The sequence below is a fragment of the Collinsella aerofaciens genome, from assembly GCF_025289055.1.
GTDB lineage: Bacteria > Actinomycetota > Coriobacteriia > Coriobacteriales > Coriobacteriaceae > Collinsella.
The window spans coordinates 1-18,007 of the sequence record NZ_JAESIQ010000008.1; the positions used below are offsets into that span (position 1 = coordinate 1).

12 protein-coding genes are annotated in these 18,007 nt (G+C 59.8%); 9 read left to right on the forward strand and 3 right to left on the reverse strand.

Annotated elements, in window-relative coordinates:
* Window positions 1-435: IS110 family transposase (locus JMJ97_RS03485; protein WP_260699178.1), on the reverse strand; the 435-nt coding region annotated here is incomplete at its 3' end.
* A gap of 423 nt (window positions 436-858) precedes the next feature.
* On the opposite strand from JMJ97_RS03485, the gene JMJ97_RS03490 reads away from it, so the two are divergent.
* The 9 genes from JMJ97_RS03490 (at window position 859) to larD (ending at window position 16,248) form a co-directional block, all read left to right on the forward strand.
* Window positions 859-3,624, forward strand: a complete 2,766-nt coding sequence (locus tag JMJ97_RS03490) for a YhgE/Pip family protein (protein WP_260699179.1) — start codon at window positions 859-861, stop codon at window positions 3,622-3,624.
* Window positions 3,625-5,814, forward strand: coding sequence for a YhgE/Pip domain-containing protein (locus JMJ97_RS03495; protein WP_260699180.1), 2,190 nt, complete (start codon window positions 3,625-3,627; stop codon window positions 5,812-5,814).
* A gap of 339 nt (window positions 5,815-6,153) precedes the next feature.
* On the forward strand, window positions 6,154-7,137 hold the full coding sequence (locus JMJ97_RS03500) for a DMT family transporter (protein WP_260699181.1): 984 nt from the start codon (window positions 6,154-6,156) through the stop codon (window positions 7,135-7,137).
* A 115-nt stretch (window positions 7,138-7,252) separates the two neighbouring features.
* A complete protein-coding gene (locus JMJ97_RS03505; RefSeq protein WP_260699182.1) occupies window positions 7,253-8,545 on the forward strand; it encodes a M20 family metallopeptidase in 1,293 nt (430 codons plus the stop codon).
* Window positions 8,546-8,668: 123 nt separating this feature from the next.
* Window positions 8,669-9,118, forward strand: a complete 450-nt coding sequence (locus JMJ97_RS03510) for an MFS transporter (RefSeq protein WP_260699183.1) — start codon at window positions 8,669-8,671, stop codon at window positions 9,116-9,118.
* Between the two features lie 304 nt (window positions 9,119-9,422).
* Entirely contained in the window at window positions 9,423-10,736 is a 1,314-nt protein-coding gene (gene hisS / locus JMJ97_RS03515; RefSeq protein WP_260699184.1) for a histidine--tRNA ligase, read from the forward strand.
* A gap of 339 nt (window positions 10,737-11,075) precedes the next feature.
* Entirely contained in the window at window positions 11,076-13,808 is a 2,733-nt protein-coding gene (locus JMJ97_RS03520; RefSeq protein ID WP_260699217.1) for a phosphoenolpyruvate carboxylase, read from the forward strand.
* A gap of 381 nt (window positions 13,809-14,189) precedes the next feature.
* Entirely contained in the window at window positions 14,190-15,467 is a 1,278-nt protein-coding gene (gene larA / locus JMJ97_RS03525; protein ID WP_022093875.1) for a nickel-dependent lactate racemase, read from the forward strand.
* 49 nt (window positions 15,468-15,516) lie between these two features.
* Window positions 15,517-16,248, forward strand: coding sequence for a D/L-lactic acid transporter LarD (gene larD / locus JMJ97_RS03530; protein ID WP_006234784.1), 732 nt, complete (start codon window positions 15,517-15,519; stop codon window positions 16,246-16,248).
* Between the two features lie 305 nt (window positions 16,249-16,553).
* On the opposite strand, the gene JMJ97_RS03535 is transcribed toward larD, so the two are convergent.
* Window positions 16,554-17,093 carry a TetR/AcrR family transcriptional regulator gene (locus JMJ97_RS03535; protein WP_152067526.1) on the reverse strand — a complete coding sequence of 180 codons (540 nt, stop codon included), beginning with the start codon at window positions 17,091-17,093 and terminating at the stop codon, window positions 16,554-16,556.
* 2 nt (window positions 17,094-17,095) lie between these two features.
* Window positions 17,096-17,998, reverse strand: coding sequence for a nickel pincer cofactor biosynthesis protein LarC (gene larC, locus JMJ97_RS03540; protein WP_260699185.1), 903 nt, complete (start codon window positions 17,996-17,998; stop codon window positions 17,096-17,098).
* Window positions 17,999-18,007 lie beyond the last annotated feature (9 nt).

Sequence of the window (18,007 nt, forward strand, 5' to 3'; positions counted from 1 at the left end):
CTGCTTCGCCGCCGCGAGCCTCGCAGTCGCCGCGTCGTGGGCGGCGGCGAGGTCCCTGAGCCCCTCGATCTCGGGGGACGGCACCCATACCGGGGTGACGTCGTGCGACAGTATCGCCTTGGCCATCCTGGCCGCGTCGTTGCGGTCGTTCTTGGACGAGAGGTCGGCCGCCGACCTCGGGACCTTGGAGACGGCCGCGACGACGCAGTCGACGCCGAGCCCGGAGAGCTCCCTCTGCGGGGCGAAGCCGAGGTAGCCGCTCTCGTAGGCGGCGAGCGACGGGCCGGGGAAGCCCGACATCCACTCCGCGACCTCGCCCCAGGGGTTGCCGCGGAACCTCCTCGTCACGGCCTCGCCCGTCTCCGCGTCGAGCGCGCAGACGGTGGTGGACCTGAGGTGTACGTCCATTCCGAAGGCGGTAGAATATCTAGGCACGGGAGCCTCCCAACCTCGTTGCGGCGCGGCTGCGCCTCTGGCACTTCAACAACATTGTCGCAGCCCCGACCCGCGGTCACGAGCGGGGGCTCCTGTCGTTTCCGTGCCTTCGGATTGGGTCATAGTGTCTGGCATTGCCAAAACATCGACGTTGCCGTGGTCCTAAGTAGTCATTGGGGACGTTTTTGTTTGACTAGTCGTTTAAGAACGTCCCCGATGACTATTTGAATTGCTAATTTGTGCGGGTTGTGGTTTTGTGACCTGCTGAAATTTAGGATACTGTACATCTGTACGTTAACTCATCTTCGTAGTATATTGCTACCCGCAAAACTCAACACCATTGTGCTTTGAGACGTTAAAGCGCCTACTACAATGGTTGTCGATAGTACGATTCGATTTAACGACAGGATGGATGGTCCAAGCGTGAGTCTCGGCAGCAAACTATCCAATGCAAAGGTGTCCTTTGCGATATTTAAGCGCGACATTAAGCGACTGCTTGTGAACCCCGTCGCCCTGGTGGTTACCCTAGGCGTGTGCGTTATTCCCTCGCTGTATGCCTGGTATAACATCGTGGCAAACTGGGATCCGTATGGAAACACCCAAGGCATCAAGATTGCTATCGCCAACAACGATCGAGGCACCCAAAACGACTTGGTGGGCGAGCTCAACGCGGGCGACCAGGTTGTCGACCAGCTCAAGGAGAATCATCAGTTGGGCTGGACGTTCGTCGACTCGACGGCCGATGCCAAGGAGGGCGTCGAGAGCGGCGAGTACTATGCCGCTATCGTGATTCCCAAGAACTTCTCGGATAACCTGGTTTCGATGCTCGACGGCAACTACCATCAGCCCAAGCTCACGTACTACGTCAATGAGAAGAAGAGCGCCATTGCGCCCAAGGTTACCGATACCGGTGCAAACACCATCGAGGAGCAGATCAACTCGGAATTTGTCTCTACGGTAGGCAAGACTGTTGCCGGTATCGCCAAGGATGCTGGTGTCGATTTAAAGGACAAGGCAACCCAGACTCAGGACTCGCTGGCAAGTTCGGTGTCCGAGGCGTCCGACACCTTGGGCGAGGTGCGCGATTCGATTGGCGATATGAATGCCGCCATCGATAAGACGAGTGGCGCTATCGCCTCGGCTGATGCGGCACTTGCCGGCTTGCAAGGCCAGGTACCGTCGCTGACGCAGGCGATCTCCCAGGGCAACGACCTGCTGAGCGAAGCTCGCACCACGGCGGGCAACTCCATCACCTCGCTCTCCAAGGCGCTCTCGGAAGGCAGCCTTGCGCTCACCAAGACGTCGGCCTCTGCGAACGCTGCCATCGGCAAGCTGACGGGCGCGGTCACATCTACGACCACCCGTATCGACAACTCGCTCGAGTCTCTTCAAGCGACGATCGACCACAATAAGGCCGTTATCGGGCACTTGGAGATTCTCGCCAATGACACGTCGACAGGTTCCGAGGAAATTGACGCGCGCATTGTATCGACCATCGATTTGCTTCGAGAGCAGAATGAAAAGCTTCAGAGCATCAAGGACGGTCTGTCCGCGCAGTCGAGCGCCATGGCGAATGACGCAGCGGCTGTTTCGGGTGCCAGTGACGCTATCAATAACGCAATTCATACCGGTGCGACCAACCTTGGCCAAGCCCAGACGGACTTGGGCCAAAACGCGCTGCCGAAGGCCTCGAGCGCGCTCGACTCTTTTGCTGCCGTTTCGGGCGACCTGACCGGTATCGTCTCGGGTATGACACCTACACTTGCAAATGCGCGCGGCACGTTGGCGCAGCTTAGCGCTACGCTCGGCCAGGCCAAGACCACGCTGTCCCAGACCGATTCCTCGCTTGCCAAGGTCCAGGACAAGCTTGCAACCGCCGCCAATGACATCGCGGCGCTGCAGACCTCCGAGTCCATGGGCGAGCTGGCCGATCTGATGGGCGTCGATGTCAATGACGTGGCAGATTTCATGGCGTCTCCGGTTGAGTTGACGTCCAAGTCAATCTATCCGGTCAAGAGCTTTGGCTCGGGCATCGCTCCCTTCTACACCAATCTGGCGCTTTGGGTGGGCGGCTATGTGCTCATCGCCATCTACAAGCTCGAGGTCGACCGTGAAGGTGTTGGCAGCTTTACGGCGCGCCAAGGCTACTTTGGCCGCTGGTTGCTCATGGTGATCCTGGGCGCGTTGCAGGCCATCATCGTTACGGTGGGTGATCTGGTCATTGGCGTACAGTGCGTCAACCCGCTGCTGTTCGTGCTGGGCGGCATCGCCATCTCGTTTACGTACGTCAACATCATTTACGCGCTGTCCACTACGTTTAAGCACATCGGCAAGGCAATCGGCGTCATTCTGGTTATCGTGCAGATTCCGGGTTCATCGGGCATGTACCCCATCGAGATGATGCCTGGCTTCTTCCAGTGGCTGCACCCACTGCTGCCCTTTACCTACGGCATCAATCTGCTGCGCGAGACGGTCGGCGGCATGTACTCGTTTAACTACCTGTTTAACCTGTGCATTCTGGGCGTGTTCTTGATCGTGGCGCTCTTTATCGGCCTGCAGCTGCGTCCGCTGCTGCTCAACCTTAACCTGCTCTTTGATAAACAGCTCTCCACGACCGGTATGATGATTTGCGAGTCCAACGACCTGCCGCGCCAGCGCTACTCGCTGCGCACGGCCATGCGCGTCATGCTCGATTCCGATTCGTACCGTCGCGAACTGCTCGATCATGCGGTCGCCTTTGAACATCGCTACCCGTACTACATCAAGGGCGGTTTTGCCGCCGTGGTGGGCGTTCAGGTCCTGCTCTTTGTCCTGTCGACGGTTCTCGATATCGACAATAACGGCAAGATCATCCTGCTTGTCATTTGGATCATCTCGGTTATTGCCATCTGCGGCTGGCTGATCAATATCGAATATATCCGAGCGAGCCTCAATACCCAGATGCGCATCTCGGCGCTTTCGGATGAGGACCTGCGTCGCGAGATGCGCGAACACACGGCCGCCATTCCTGCCGCCCGCCACATGTTTGGCCTCAACGCCAGCGAGCGTGGTGCCAAGGGCGGCGATCAGTCCACGGGCCGCTTGCCGCATATCGGCTCGCACCATAAATCTCAGGGCAGCGACAGCACAGCCACAAATGATGGAGATACCACCGCGCTTGGCAAGCACTCCAAAGGAGGTGAGGCATAAATGAAGAACATCCTGCATCTGTTTAAGCGCGATGTCCAAAACGTGTCTCGCTCCGTGATCGGCTTGGTTGTCGTGATGGGCCTCATTATCGTACCGTGTCTGTACGCGTGGTTTAACATCGCCGGCAGCTGGGATCCGTACGGCAACACCGGCAATCTTAAGATCGCCGTGGTCAACACCGATGAGGGTTACGAGAGCGATTTGATCCCCGTCGAGGTTAACGTGGGCGAAAACGTGACCGCCACCCTACGCGGCAACGAGAGCTTCGATTGGGTTGTGCTCAACAATCGCGAAAAGGCTATCGAGGGCGTTAAGTCGGGCGCGTACTATGCTGCCGTCGTTATCCCCAAAACGTTTAGCGCTGACATGATGACGCTTTTCTCGACCGACGTGAAACACGCCGATATCGAGTTTTACGAGAACCAGAAGGCCAACGCCATTGCGCAGATCGTGACCGAGAAGGGTTCGAGTGCCGTTCAGAGCCAGGTTAACGAAACTTTTACCGAGACCATTACGAGCATCGGTCTTAAGACGGTGTCCAGCCTGCTCGATTACATGAGCACCGACCAGGTCAGCAACTTTATCGCCAACCTGTCCTCGACGCTTGGCGATTCGATTGAGGACCTGCGAGACGTTCAGGCAAATGCTTCGTCGCTGGCGGGCATTTTGAGCTCCACGTCCGATTCGCTGACGTCGGCGAGCGGCATGCTCAAGCAGACCGGTGCCGTCGATGAGTCGACAAAGCAGCTCATGGAACATGCCAAAAGCGGCATCGATGATTCCAAAGAAGCGCTTAAGGCGGCAAACGATGCCATCGATGCCGCAATCGATGGAAGTGCGGGTTCGTTCGACAATGTGTCTGCCGAGCTCGCGAAGGCGTTCGACACCGCGAACCAGCATGTCGACCTTACGGTGTCCCAACTCAACGATGCCGCTGCGGCTCTTAATGCGCGCGCCAAGGATATCGATGCGATGGCCGATCAGCTCCGCAGCCTTGCCGACCAGGTGAGCGATGAGAATTTGAAGGACGGCCTCAAGTCCGCCGCGACGTCGCTGGGCAGAATCGCCGTTGAGTACCGCAGCAATGCCAAGGATCTGGCGGCCACCGCGAAGTCTCTCTCCGATAGCATGGCCGAGGTCAACAACTCGCGTGCCGAGGTCGATCAGGCCATCGCCGATGCCAAGGCCGGCATCGCGGGCGCCAAATCCGATTACGATTCCACGTTCTCGGTTAAGGCCAAGGAGCTCAAGAAGACCGTCTCGGGCATCCTAGACTCGCTCGATGGTATCTCGGGCAATCTGGATAGCGCCGTAGACGGCCTGACCGACGCATCCGGTTCGCTGGCAAAGGGCCTCTCCAAGGCTGCAAAGCTGGTCAACAAGGCTTCCGATCAGTTGGGCGAAGCGTCGGACAAGATCAGCGCGTTTAAGGACGAGCTCGACGGTGCCTTGATGTCAGATGACCTCGCTACGATCAAGACGATGATCGGCAATGATCCCGAGGGTCTGGCCGTGTCGCTTTCCGGTCCCGTCGCGCTCGACCGCAAGCCGGTCTATCCGATCCGCAACTACGGTTCGGCCATGGCGCCGTTCTACACGATTTTGTCGCTCTGGGTCGGCTCAATCGTACTGGCGGCCATGATGAAGGTCTCGGTTGACGATGAGCTTATCAACGAGCTCATCCCCGTGCGCCTGCACGAGATCTACCTGGGCCGCTACCTGTTCTTTGGCGGTCTGGCCCTGCTGCAGGCAACGCTCGTGTGCGCGGGCGACATCCTGTTCTTTGGCATCCAGTGCGACGACCCGCTGCAGTTTGTGCTGGCGGGCTGGGTCGCGAGTCTCGTGTTCTCCAATATCGTCTACACGCTTACGGTGTCGTTTGGCGATATCGGCAAGGCTTTGGCCGTTGTGCTGCTGGTCATGCAGGTCGGCGGTTCGGGCGGTACGTTCCCCATCGAGATGACCGGCCCTGTGTTCCAGGCGATCTATCCGTTCCTGCCGTTTACCCATGGCATTAACGCCATGCATGCCGCCATGGCTGGCGCCTACCATATGGAGTACTGGGTTGAGCTGGGCATTCTGGCGAGCTATCTGATTCCGTCGCTGGCACTGGGCGTCGTCTTCCGCCGTCCGGTCATCAAGGCCAACGACTGGATTATCGAAAAGCTGGAGAGTACTAAATTAATCTAGCGCAACAATGTAAACGCTGATACTGCGGCAATGTCAGCGAGCGAGCCGCATTTGCGCAAAGGTGACGTGAAATGAAAGGGCGCTGACCTTCTGGTCGCGCCCTTGAAATTGAACGTCAGATTGGTGTGAATGCGGCTCGCGCAGCGTCGGCCGGTCCGCCGTTCGGTAGAACGGCGGAACAAAACGCTTTAGTGGGCTGGATTGCGATGCAACGCCGGTTGTTGCTACAGTAGCGGGGCGTGCCGGGGGTCCGGTGCGCCCCGTTTTTATTTGACCATGAGGCGGCACGCAGCCATACGCGTGCGGACACCACGCCCAGATTGAGTGTGAGGATGTTCCATGGCCCAATACGCTGCCAACGAAATCGAAAACATGCCCGATAGCCCTGTCGCACGGGAGGACCTGGGCGCCGGCGGCACCTCCCGCGGCGCCGGCGCGCGTTCCCCGTTCTTCTGGAAGGTCTTGCTGCTATCGGTGGCGGTCATCTGGGGCTATTCCTTTACCACCATGAAAGATGCGCTCGACACCATTCCGGTGTTCGAACTGCTCTATATTCGTTTTCTTCCGGCTTCGCTGGTTATGTTCGCCATCTTCCACAAACGCATCATCGCGCACTTTAATGCCCGCAACCTTATCGTCGGACTTGGTATGGGCGCACTTATGTGGGGCGCGTACGGTTTGCAGACAATTGGCCTGGCACAGACCACGGCGGGCAAGAGTGCATTTTTGACGGGTACCTATTGCATCCTCGTGCCGTTTGCGAGCTACGTCCTAAGCGGCGAAAAGCTTACCCGTTACAACTTGGGCGCCGCGTTGCTGTGCCTGGCGGGCATTGGTCTGGTGGCGCTCGATAGCGTCGAGTTCAATGTCGGCGATGTCATCACGCTGGGCGGTGCGGTCTTCTTTGCCATCCAGATGGCGGTGACCGCCAAGTATGGCCGCAAGATGGACATCAACGTCATCACGTTTTGGATGTTTGTGGGCAACGGCGTGCTGAGCCTGATCTCGTCGCTGTTATTCGAGACCCAAGCGCCGCTGTCCGTGTGGACGCCGAGCTTTATCGGCGTGATGGCCTTCCTCTCGGTGGGCTGCACGTGCGTGGCGCTGCTCATCCAAAACGTCGGCTTGGCGCATGTCTCGGCCTCGACGGGCTCACTGCTCCTTTCGATGGAGTCGCCTTCGGGCGTGCTGTTCTCGGTGCTGCTGATGGGGGAGGCGCTCACCTCGCGCCTGCTCGCCGGCTTCGCGCTCATCTTTCTTTCGATTATCTTGAGCGAGACGCATTTCGATTTCTTGCGCCGAAAATCACACCCGCAATTGTAAACAACTTGTTGCGCCGCCCTCCCAGGGCGGCATTTTTATGTCATGCCCTTACAGTTGTACCTTGCACTTTACGCTATCAAAGTGCGTGCTGCAAAAACGTTACTGGAGGGCTTCTATGGCATCAGCTCTGTCCGATTTTCAACCGCAACCAGCGCCCCAGGCCACCGCGGCGGCGCAGGCCGCTATCGGTGACGGTCTTGTCGCAGAAGCTCAGGCTTTTGCAGACGAGCTCGCTGCATGGCGACACGATCTACACCAGATGCCCGAGCTGGGTAACAATCTTCCGCAGACGTCTGCCTATATCCAGGCACGTCTGGACGAGATGGACATCCCCCATACCACGCTAGTCGACGGTTCCTGCGTCGTTGGCCTGATCGGTGCCGGTGCGGCCGCTCAGGGCAATGGCACGTGCAAGGACGAGCAGGCCGGAACGGTCGTCATGCTCCGAGGCGATATGGATGCCCTTCCCGTTGTCGAGGAATCCGGCGAGCCCTTTGCATCCACCAATGGCTGCATGCATGCTTGCGGTCACGATATGCACGCGACGGCCCTGCTTGGTGCGGCGCGCCTGCTCAAGGCCCGCGAGGCCGAGCTTGTGGAGGCCAACGCTACCGTCAAGTTGCTGTTCCAGCCGGGCGAGGAGACCTTTGAGGGAGCACGCGCTGCCATCGCCGACGGCTTGCTCGAGAACCCGCGCCCTCAGGCGGCCTTTGCCATGCATGTCAACAGCCAGTCGCCGCTTGGCCTGGTGCTCTACGGCAGCCCGGCGCTCTCGGGTGTGTACGGTTTCCGCATCACGCTCCAGGGCAAGGGCGGCCACGGTTCCAGCCCCGAGATCTGCATCGACCCCATCACGGCCGGCGTCCACGTGCACCTGGCGCTCCAGGAGCTTATCTCCCGCGAGGTGCCGGCGGCCAAGGAAGTCGCACTTACCGTTGGTAAGTTCGCCGGCGGCTTGGCGGCCAACGTCATCCCCGACACCTGCGTGCTCGAGGGAACGCTGCGCGGCTTTGATGTTGAGCTCATGGCTCACCTAAAGACCCGCATCGCGGAGGTCGTTAACGGCGTTGCTACGACCTATCGTACGCCGGCGACCATCGAGACGCTTTCGGATGTTCCGCCGCTTGTACTCGACAGCGATTTGACTCAGGCGTCGCTTGGCTACGTGGGCGCAGTGCTGCCCAAGGCGGCTTTCTTGCCGCTTTTCCATGCCATGGCGAGTGAGGACTTCGCGCTTATTTCGAGCAAGATTCCGAGTGCGTACTTTACCGTGGGCGCGGCCGTAACCGACACGGACGAACACTTTGCCCAGCACCATCCCAAGGCACGTTTTAACGATGCCGAGCTGCCGCTCGGTGCCGCGGCCTATACCGCCGTCGCTTTGGGCTATATCGCCGACCACCGGTAGCACCCAACCTTGCCTTTCAAGCCTGCGGGCATGGCCGTAAGGCCTATGCCCTTGTCTTTCAAGGCAATCTTGGGCACTACCGGCGCCCGGCGCCGGCTATTCGTTTGTTAAATAAGGAGCAGTATGCCCCAGCAGCGTAAGTTCTTCCCCGGCTGGCTCGTGGTGGCCTCCGGCTTCGTGATCATGGCCACGTGTTACACGATTTTTGTCAATTGCATGAGCCTGTTCCAGCCGCTGATCGTCAGCGACCTGGGTATTTCCCTTGCGCAGTACAACGTCTCCAATGCGATCTCTACCGTGGTGAGCGTTATCGGATCGCTTGTCATTGGCCATGTTGCCGATAAAGTAAGCGGTCGCGTTTTGGGCTCCCTAACCGTTATCGCCACCTCGGCGGTGCTCGCGGGCATGAGCTTTGTGGGTGAGCTTTGGCAGGTCTATGTGCTCTTTGCCGTCTCGGGCTCCTTTGCGAGCGCCTGGATCGTGTGCCTGGTGTGTTCTGTTGTCATGCTCGTATTCCTGCTGGCCTCGGAGCCCATCGCCGCCAAGCTGCGCGCAAGCGTGGCGGGGGAGTAGGCGTCCGTCGCTCTTTTCTGTTCGCCCCGTTCTGTCCGTGGCCGCCTTGGAAGCCGAATGGATGCTCGTGCCATCATTCGGTTTCCAAGGCGGCCACGGGCCTACGAAATGATCCCTTTTCCTCCGTCCCCTTCGGACCACGTGGTCCGAAGGGGACGGAGGAAAAGGGATCACAAACCGCGGCGGCGCGTCTGGCCGAACGAGTCCCCATACCCTCGTTCGGCCAGACGCGCCGCCGCTGTTTGTGTTTGTGCCGTATAATGACCGTTACCTATGACGCGATACAAAAGAAAGGTGTTTGCCCATGCAGGCACAGAAGGCGGAGGGAACCCGCGACCTTATCGGCGCCGAGATGCGCGCCTGGCAAAAGATGCAGCAGATTGCGGCCGGCGTGTTCGAGCCGTTTGGTTTTAAACCCATCGAGACGCCCGCGATCGAGCAGGTGGACGTGTTTGTCCACGGTATCGGCCAGTCGACCGACGTCGTGCGCAAGGAGATGTTCCGCGTGTTCAGCGGTGCCAACCTGGAGCGCGTCTTTACCGAGGGTACCGACACCAAACTCAAGCCCAAGCAGCGCCTGGCACTTCGCCCCGAGGGCACGGCCGGCGTGGTGCGCGCCGTCGTCGAGAACAATCTGGTGCCCCAGGGCTCCACGCCGTTTAAGGCGTACTACGCCGAGGCCATGTTCCGCGGCGAGCGTCCCCAGAAGGGCCGCCTGCGCCAGTTCCACCAGGTGGGCATCGAGTGGCTCGGCGCTCCCGATCCGGCGGCAGACGCCGAGTGCATCATCATGCTCATGGAGTTCTACAAGCGTCTGGGCTTCGACCTTTCCAAGCTCCGTCTGCTCATCAACTCGATGGGTGACGCCCAGTGCCGTCCGGCTTACCGCGAGCAGGTCAAGCAGTTCATCCTCGATCACGCAGACGAGATGTGCGACGAGTGCCGCGAGCGCGCCGAGCTTAACCCGCTGCGTGCCTTCGACTGCAAGAACGACCATTGCCGCGAGATCATGGCCGACGCTCCGCTGATGGGTAACAACCTGTGCGACGAGTGCCGCGAGCACTACGAGCAGGTCAAGCGCTATCTGGATGCTGCCGGTATCGAGTATGTAGAGGATCCCACCCTGGTGCGTGGTCTGGACTACTACACCCGCACCGTCTTTGAGGTCGAGGCCCCTGGCGCCGGCGTCGGCTCCATCGGCGGCGGCGGCCGCTACGATGGCCTGGTCGAGCTCGAGGGTGGCAAGCCCACGGCGGGCGTCGGCTTTGCCGTCGGTTTTGAGCGCGCCCTGCTGGCCCTGCAGGCCTTTGGCAGCGATCTGGGTGCCGATGAGGCCCCGTGCGTCTATGTCGCCAATGCCGGCAAGGAACTGCGCCAGAACGTCTTTGCCATTACGCAGGAGCTTCGCGCCGCAGGCATCGTGACCGAGGCCGACTATCAGGGCCGTTCGCTCAAGGCCCAGTTTAAGCAGGCCGATAAGGTAGGCGCCAAGCTCATCCTGGTTCTGGGTGGCGACGAGCTTGCCGCCGGCAAGGTCAAGGTGCGCGACATGCAGAGCCATGACGAGGTTCTCGTCGATCTGGCCAACGTCGTCGAGGCGGTTCGCGAGCGTCTGTAGCGCATGATTTTTGAGCTGCGGACCCGCTAACATGTCCCGCTCGCGACGAGCGATTGTTACGGGGGTGTTTCGCATTTATGCGGAATGCCCCCGTTTGTGTATGCCGTCCACCGAGAAATACGACCATTTAGAGCAAAAACCCTTGCAATGCAGAAAATACTTTTGTGTGGTAAAGCGCAATCAGTGTCGAAAGTATTTCTCAAGCGCCTATAATGAATACCGCATGTTACGTGCATAGAAGGAGGAATGGGAGGAAACGTGGCTGAGAACCTAAGCAACCAGTCTGTACCCGAAGCCGCGGCGCGCGTCGCTGCCGCGGTCAACCGCCTCGTTAACCGAATCGGCTCGAATGCCGAGTTCAGGGAGCGTCTCGCCGAGATCGAGATCCCCGAGGAGCTGCGCGATAATCTGGCGCTGTTCCTGCGCCTGGAACGTCGTGTGCTTAGCGAGTATGATCCCGAGATCGCGGACCTGTTCGACAAGATTTTGACAGCCGAGATTGTGGCCAATGCTGGCAACCCCGGCAGCCGCGCTGCCGACGAGTCCGTTGACGAACAGGGCGTGCCCACTGCCGACGAGCCCACCGCCGTGGCGTTTCGCGAAGTCGTCGATCTGATTGACAGCCTGCCGCTCGATAAGCAGCAGGTCATCGTTCGCGCCTTTACGAGCTTCTTCCACTTGGCAAACCTGTCGGAGGAGAACTACCGTGTGGCGCAGCTGCGCGAGCGCGAGGCCGGCGCATCGACCGATACCGAGGTCGATCCCGCCAACGAACTCACCGTCGCCTATCACCAGTTGGTAAACGAGATGGGCGTCGAGGGTGCCAATGAGCTGCTCGGCAAGCTCGAGTTCCACCCTGTCTTTACCGCACATCCCACCGAGGCCCGTCGTAAGGCCGTCGAGGGCAAGATTCGCCGTATCTCCAACCTGCTGGAGGAGCGTCCGCGTTTGGGCGGCTCCGACCTGGTGGAGAACGAGCGCCATATGCTGCAGGAGATCGACGCCCTGGTGCGTACGAGCCCCATCGCGCTCAAGAAGCCCACGCCGGTCGAGGAAGCCGATACCATCATCGACATCTTCGATAACACGCTGTTCGACGTTATCCCCGTCATCTATCGTCGTTTTGACGACTGGGTGCTGGGCGACAAGGCCGGTACCGTGCCGCCGCTGTGCCCGGCGTTCTTCCATCCCGGCAGCTGGATCGGTTCCGACCGCGACGGTAACCCCAACGTCACCGCCAAGGTGAGCCGTGAGGTCGCCGCCAAGTACTTTACCCACATGGTGCTCAAGCTCGAGGACAAGTGCCGCCGCATCGGCCGCAACCTCACGCTCGAGGCCACCTACAGCAAGCCGTCTGCCGAGCTCATCAACCTGTGGAACCATCAGGTCGAGATGAGCACCCAGTACACCGCACGTGCCGAGTTGATCTCCGAGCACGAGCCACATCGCGCCGTCATGCTCGTCATGGCCGACCGTCTGAACGCCACCGTCCGTCGCATCACCGACACCATGTACCACAGCGCCGACGAGTTCCTGGATGACCTGCGCGTCGTCCAGCGTTCGCTTGCTGCCTGCGGTGCCGTCCGTGCCGCCTACGGCCCGGTCCAGACCATCATCTGGCAGGTCGAGTCCTTCGGCTTCCATATGGTCGAGATGGAGTTCCGTCAGCATTCCGTGGTGCACGCCCGCGCCCTCAAGGATATCCACGAGAACGGTATCCATGGCGACCTGCAGCCCATGACGCGCGAGGTCATCGATACCTTCCGCGCTATCGGCTCCATCCAAAAGCGCTACGGCAAGAAGATGGCGCACCGCTACATCATCTCGTTCACCAAGAGCGCCCAGCATGTGGCCGACGTCTTTGAGCTTGCCCACCTGTCCTTTGCACACGAGGAGGACGTTCCCGAGCTCGACGTGATCCCGCTGTTCGAGCAGCTCGAGGACCTCGAGGGCTGTGTCGACGTGCTCGACCAGATGCTTACGCTGCCCGTGGTGCAGAAGCGCCTTGCCCAGACCAACCGCCGCATGGAGGTCATGCTGGGCTATTCCGACTCCTCCAAGGATGCCGGTCCTACCACGGCTATGCTCGCGCTGCACTCCGCGCAGGAGCGCATTGCCAAGTGGGCAGAGAAGAACGATATCGACCTGGTGCTCATGCACGGTCGCGGCGGTGCCGTGGGCCGTGGCGGCGGTCCGGCCAACAAGGCCGTGCTGGCGCAGCCCAAGGGTTCGGTCAACTGCTTCTTTAAGCTCACCGAGCAAGGCGAGGTCATCTTTGCCCGTTACGGCAACCGCACGCTGGCTCAGCGTCATGTTGAGTCCGTTGCCGCCGCAACGCTTTTGCAGTCGGCTCCGAGTGTCGAGAAGACCAACACCGAGACCACGCAGAAGTTCTGGGATATGGCCGAGAAGCTCAACACCGCAAGCCACGAGCGCTATCTGGACCTGCTAAACACCGAGGACTTTACACCGTGGTTCTCGACCGTGACGCCGCTGACCGAGGTCGGTCTGCTGCCGATCGGCTCGCGTCCGGCCAAGCGCGGTCTGGGTGCGAAGTCACTCGACGACCTGCGTACCATTCCGTGGATCTTCAGCTGGAGCCAGGCGCGCATTAACCTGGCCGCTTGGTACGGCCTGGGCACCGCCTGCGAGCAGCTTGGCGATCTTGACCAGCTCAAGGCTGCCTACCAGGAGTGGCCGTTCTTCCGCACCTTTATCGACAACATCGAGATGTCGATTGCTAAGACCGATCAGCGCATTGCCAAGATGTATCTGCATCTGGGCGATCGCCAGGATTTGTCCGAGAAGGTCTTTACCGAGATGCAGCTCACTCGTAAGTGGGTCCTTGCCATCGTCGGTGACGAGTGGCCGTTGCAGCGCCGTCGCGTGCTCGGCTGTGCTGTTCGCGTGCGTAACCCCTACGTCGACGCCCTGTCCATCGCCCAGGTCCGCGCCCTTCGCGAGGTGCGTATGAACCAGGACGAGATGGCCGAGGAGAAGAAGGCCGAATACATGAGCCTGATTCTTTCGACTGTGACCGGCGTCTCGGCAGGATTGCAGAACACGGGGTAATCGATAGCCCTGTGGCTCTCACCGGGACCCGATGGGTTTCCCTCTGAATGCGTCCTCGCACTTGAAGCCCCCTTATCCTGCTCCTTCGGAGCTGCGGATAAGGGGGCTTCGTGCTGCGGAGTGCATTCAGAGGGAAACCCGTCGGGTCCCTTCGTCCTCGATCTTCAGGGATTAAAGCTGAGGAGAAGAATGATGCATTGGGCGCTTCGCACCTTACAGCTGTGACGGCCGCGGTCCCGTTTGGGGTCGCGGCCGTTTTGTTGTGGGTCAAATATGAACGTTGTGTTAATGAGTCGGTGGACGGTGGTGTTTTTCGGTGAGCGGCGTATCCTTCCAACGGTTTATCTAGTGTGTCAGTTGAAAGGAAGAGGGCGCTCGTCATTGTTTGAATGTGAACTGCCGTTTGACCACAAGACGTTGCATCTGGAGCTCGAGGATAAGAACTTTGCGGGTGTGATGGAAGGTCATCAAAACGAGTTTAAGACTACAAAATCGCAGGAAGAGCTGGTGGAGGAGTCGCTTGCCAACCCTTATGGCTCGCCTTCGCTCGAGGAGCTTTGTGCTGGCAAGAAGGATATTGTCATCATTAGCTCCGATCATACGCGTCCCGTTCCCTCGCGTGTGACGATGCCTATTCTGCTGCATCACATCCATTCTGCTGCGCCCGAGGCTCGCGTGCGTATTCTGGTTGCTACGGGTATGCATCGTCCGTCGACGCACGAGGAGCTCGTCAACAAGTACGGCGAGGAGATCGTTGCCAACGAGGAAATCGTTATGCACGTCGCGACCGATGACAGCATGATGAAAAAGATCGGCACCCTGCCTTCTGGCGGCGAGTGCATCATCAACAAGATTGCTGCCGATTGCGATCTGCTGCTTGCCGAGGGCTTTATTGAGCCGCACTTCTTTGCCGGTTTCTCTGGCAGCCGCAAGTCCGTCCTGCCTGGTATCGCCAGCTACAAGACCATCATGTACAACCACAACGGTCAGTTTGTGAACGATTCCCATTCGCGTGCCGGCAACCTGTGCCACAACCACGTGAGCGAGGACATGTTTGCCGCTGCCGAGATGGCTCACCTTGCCTTTGTGCTCAACGTGGTGCTCAACGGCAAGCACGAGGTCATCGGCTCCTTTGCCGGCGACATCCACAAGGCGCACGAGGCTGGCTGCGAGTTCGTGAAGAGCCTTGCCGGCGTTGAGCCCGTCGAGTGCGAGATTGCCATTACCACCAACGGCGGCTACCCGCTCGACCAGAACATTTATCAGGCCGTGAAGGGCATGTGCTCTGCCGAGGCTACGCTTCCCGAGGGCGGCGTGATCATCGACGTCGCCGGCTGTGCCGACGGTCACGGTGGCGAGGGCTTCTATCACAACATCGCCGACAACGATCCGGCGGAGTTTGAGCGTGCCTGCATCGACCGTCCTAAGGACGAGACCCTGCCCGACCAGTGGACGAGCCAGATCTTTGCCCGCATCCTGGCGCATCACCCTGTGATCATGGTCACCGACCTGTGCGATCACCAGATGATCAAGGATATGCACATGACGCCGGTCAACACCCTCGATGAGGCGCTCAAGCTCGCCTTTGAGATGAAGGGTGCCGATGCCAAGGTGGCCGTCATTCCCGATGGCCTGGGCGTTGTCGTCGCACAGCACTAGTACGCGGCCTAAACGAATCGTTTATAACCGACAAGAAAGATAAGGTTTTATGCTTACCAAACTCCTCTGCGAATTCGGCGCAACGGCCCTCATGATCATCTTTGGCGTGGGCGTGCACTGCGATACCGTGCTTAAGGGTACCAAGTATCAGGGCTCCGGCCATATGTTTGCCATCACCACTTGGTCTTTTGGCATCTCGGTCTGCCTGTTTGTCTTTGGTGGCGCCGTGTGCATGAACCCGGCTATGGTGCTTGCCCAGTGCATCGTCGGTCTGGTGCCGTGGAGCAGCTGCATCCCCTTCATGATTGCCGATATGCTCGGCGGCTTTGCGGGTGCCGTGATCGCATGGTTGATGTATGCCGATGAGTTCAAGGCTTCCGATGGTGTCATCGATCCCATTGCTCAGCGCAACATCTTCTCGACCAACCCCACCACCGAGGGCACCAACTATGCCCGCAACTTCTTCTGCGAGGCTATCTGCACCTTTGTGTTCATCAGCGCCATCCTTGCTGCTGCTAACCGTGCTGGCGAGAACGTCCTGATGCTCGCTATCTGCGTCGGTCTGATCGTTTGGGCTGTTGGCATGGGCATGGGCGGTATCACTGGCTTCGCCATGAACCAGGCCCGTGACCTTGGTCCTCGCATGGCCTATCAGGTGCTGCCGATTAAGAACAAGGCTGACAACAACTGGAAGTACGGCCTGCTTGTTCCTGGCATCGCGCCGTTTGTCGGTGCCGCTCTGGCTGCGCTGTTTGTGCACGGTTTCTTGGGCATGTTCTAGTCTGAGGCTACATAGGTTGTCCGCTGCCCGCATGGGGTAACTTCCCGGCGCGTCCTCGGACATGCAAGAAGCCCTCGCTGCGCACTTCGTGCGGCGAGGGCTTCTTGCGTCCTGCGGAATGCGCCGGGAAGTTACCCCATGCGGGCAGCTGCGGGATCCTAGTTGTGTTCGAACAAGCAACCCAACATATAAATCTGAATTTGGATGGGAGGGGCTTGTTGCTGATAGGGGCGTTGGGCTGTTGTTGACACTTTGGGATGCGTGGCGCCCTGGGTTGGGGCGATGCTTTGGGATGATGTTCTTACTTAGTTGAAGAGGGGTTTTATGGCTGATAAGTAGTCTTTGGCTACGTCGGCTTTGTCTGCTTGGAAGTTGTGCCAGGCCCACCATTGGACGGTGGCTACGAAGCTTGAGGCTATGTGGTGTAGTAAGAAACTGCGGTCCATGGTGCCAGCGGGGCCTGTGGAGTCGGCGGGGACGGTTTCGGCTGCTCGTGACATGATGGTCTTGCGTAAGCAGTCGGCGAAGACGCGGGAGCCGGCGCCGGCTACGAGGGCTCGAACGCCCTGGCGGCGCTCCCAGAGGTTGTTGAGGATATGCTCGACCTGCACGAGTGGGTCGTCGAGCGGTGTGCCATCGTCGTCGAGGGCGTGGGTGCAGATGTCGCTCACGAGCTCGGACAGTAGGTCGTCTTTGCTCTTAAAGAGGCCGTAGAATGTCGCGCGGCCTACGTGAGCGCGCGCGATGATGTCGCCGACGGTAATCTTGCCGTAGTCCACTTCGCGTAGCAGCTCGGAGAACGCCGCAACGATGGCAGCGCGGCTTTTTTCTTTGCGGGCATCCATGGCTATGCATTCACGTGAACGAGCAGACAACGGAGCGTGCCGGAGCAACCCTCGTAGGGGCGCTTACCGGCGCCGTAGCCGACGGCCTCGATGCGGTAGCGGGCCGGTAGGTGCTCGGACGTGCGCAGTGCGGCGACGATGGCGGCGCCCGTGGGCGTCACGAGCTCGCCGGCGACCGGTGCGGGCGTGAGGGCGATATTGCCTGCTTGGCATAGGTTGACGACGGCGGGCACCGGGATGGGCATAAGGCCGTGGGCACAGTGGATGGTGCCGTGACCCTCGGAGAGCGACTCGACGACAATGTCCTCGATACCCAGGTCATCGAGACAGATGGCGACCGAGCAGATGTCGACGATGGAGTCGATGGCGCCTACCTCGTGGAACATGACGGTCTCGGGCGTTTTGCCGTGGGCCTTGGCCTCGGCGGCGGCGAGCGCGGTAAAGATGGCGAGCGCGCGGCGCTTGGCGCCATCGCTTAACTGCGAGCCATCGATGATGGCGGTGACATCCGCCAAAGAACGGTGGTGATGGTGGTGGGCGTGATGGTGACCCTCGTGGTCGTGGTCATGCGCGTGCTCATGACAGTGCTCGTGCTCGCCATGGCCATGATGGTGGTGCTCATGCTCGTGCGTGTGCTCGGCAGCTGCTTCATTGCCGTAGAGCCAGGCCATATCGTGATCGTGGTTCTCGAGCGCCTCTGCAAGCTGGACGTCGAAATCGCAAGCGTCGATGCCATGCTTGTTTGCACGCGTGACGGCGATCGTAAAGCCGTCGACCGGCAGTGTGGCGAGCTGTTCGCGCAGGTGCTCCTCGCTGGCGCCCAGGTCGAGCAGGGCCGCGACAGTCATGTCGCCGCTGATGCCCGAAGTGCCGTCGATGATAAGCGTGTGATGATGGTTGGACATGGAATGCTC

Bases quoted from the DNA above. Each gene is read 5' to 3' on its own strand.
- JMJ97_RS03495 (WP_260699180.1), top strand. From the start codon at position 3,625: ATGAAGAACATCCTGCATCTGTTTAAGCGCGATGTCCAAAACGTGTCT.
- JMJ97_RS03500 (WP_260699181.1), top strand. From the start codon at position 6,154: ATGGCCCAATACGCTGCCAACGAAATCGAAAACATGCCCGATAGCCCT.
- JMJ97_RS03505 (WP_260699182.1), top strand. From the start codon at position 7,253: ATGGCATCAGCTCTGTCCGATTTTCAACCGCAACCAGCGCCCCAGGCC.
- JMJ97_RS03510 (WP_260699183.1), top strand. From the start codon at position 8,669: ATGCCCCAGCAGCGTAAGTTCTTCCCCGGCTGGCTCGTGGTGGCCTCC.
- hisS (WP_260699184.1), top strand. From the start codon at position 9,423: ATGCAGGCACAGAAGGCGGAGGGAACCCGCGACCTTATCGGCGCCGAG.
- larD (WP_006234784.1), top strand. From the start codon at position 15,517: ATGCTTACCAAACTCCTCTGCGAATTCGGCGCAACGGCCCTCATGATC.
- JMJ97_RS03535 (WP_152067526.1), bottom strand. From the start codon at position 17,093: ATGGATGCCCGCAAAGAAAAAAGCCGCGCTGCCATCGTTGCGGCGTTC.
- larC (WP_260699185.1), bottom strand. From the start codon at position 17,998: ATGTCCAACCATCATCACACGCTTATCATCGACGGCACTTCGGGCATC.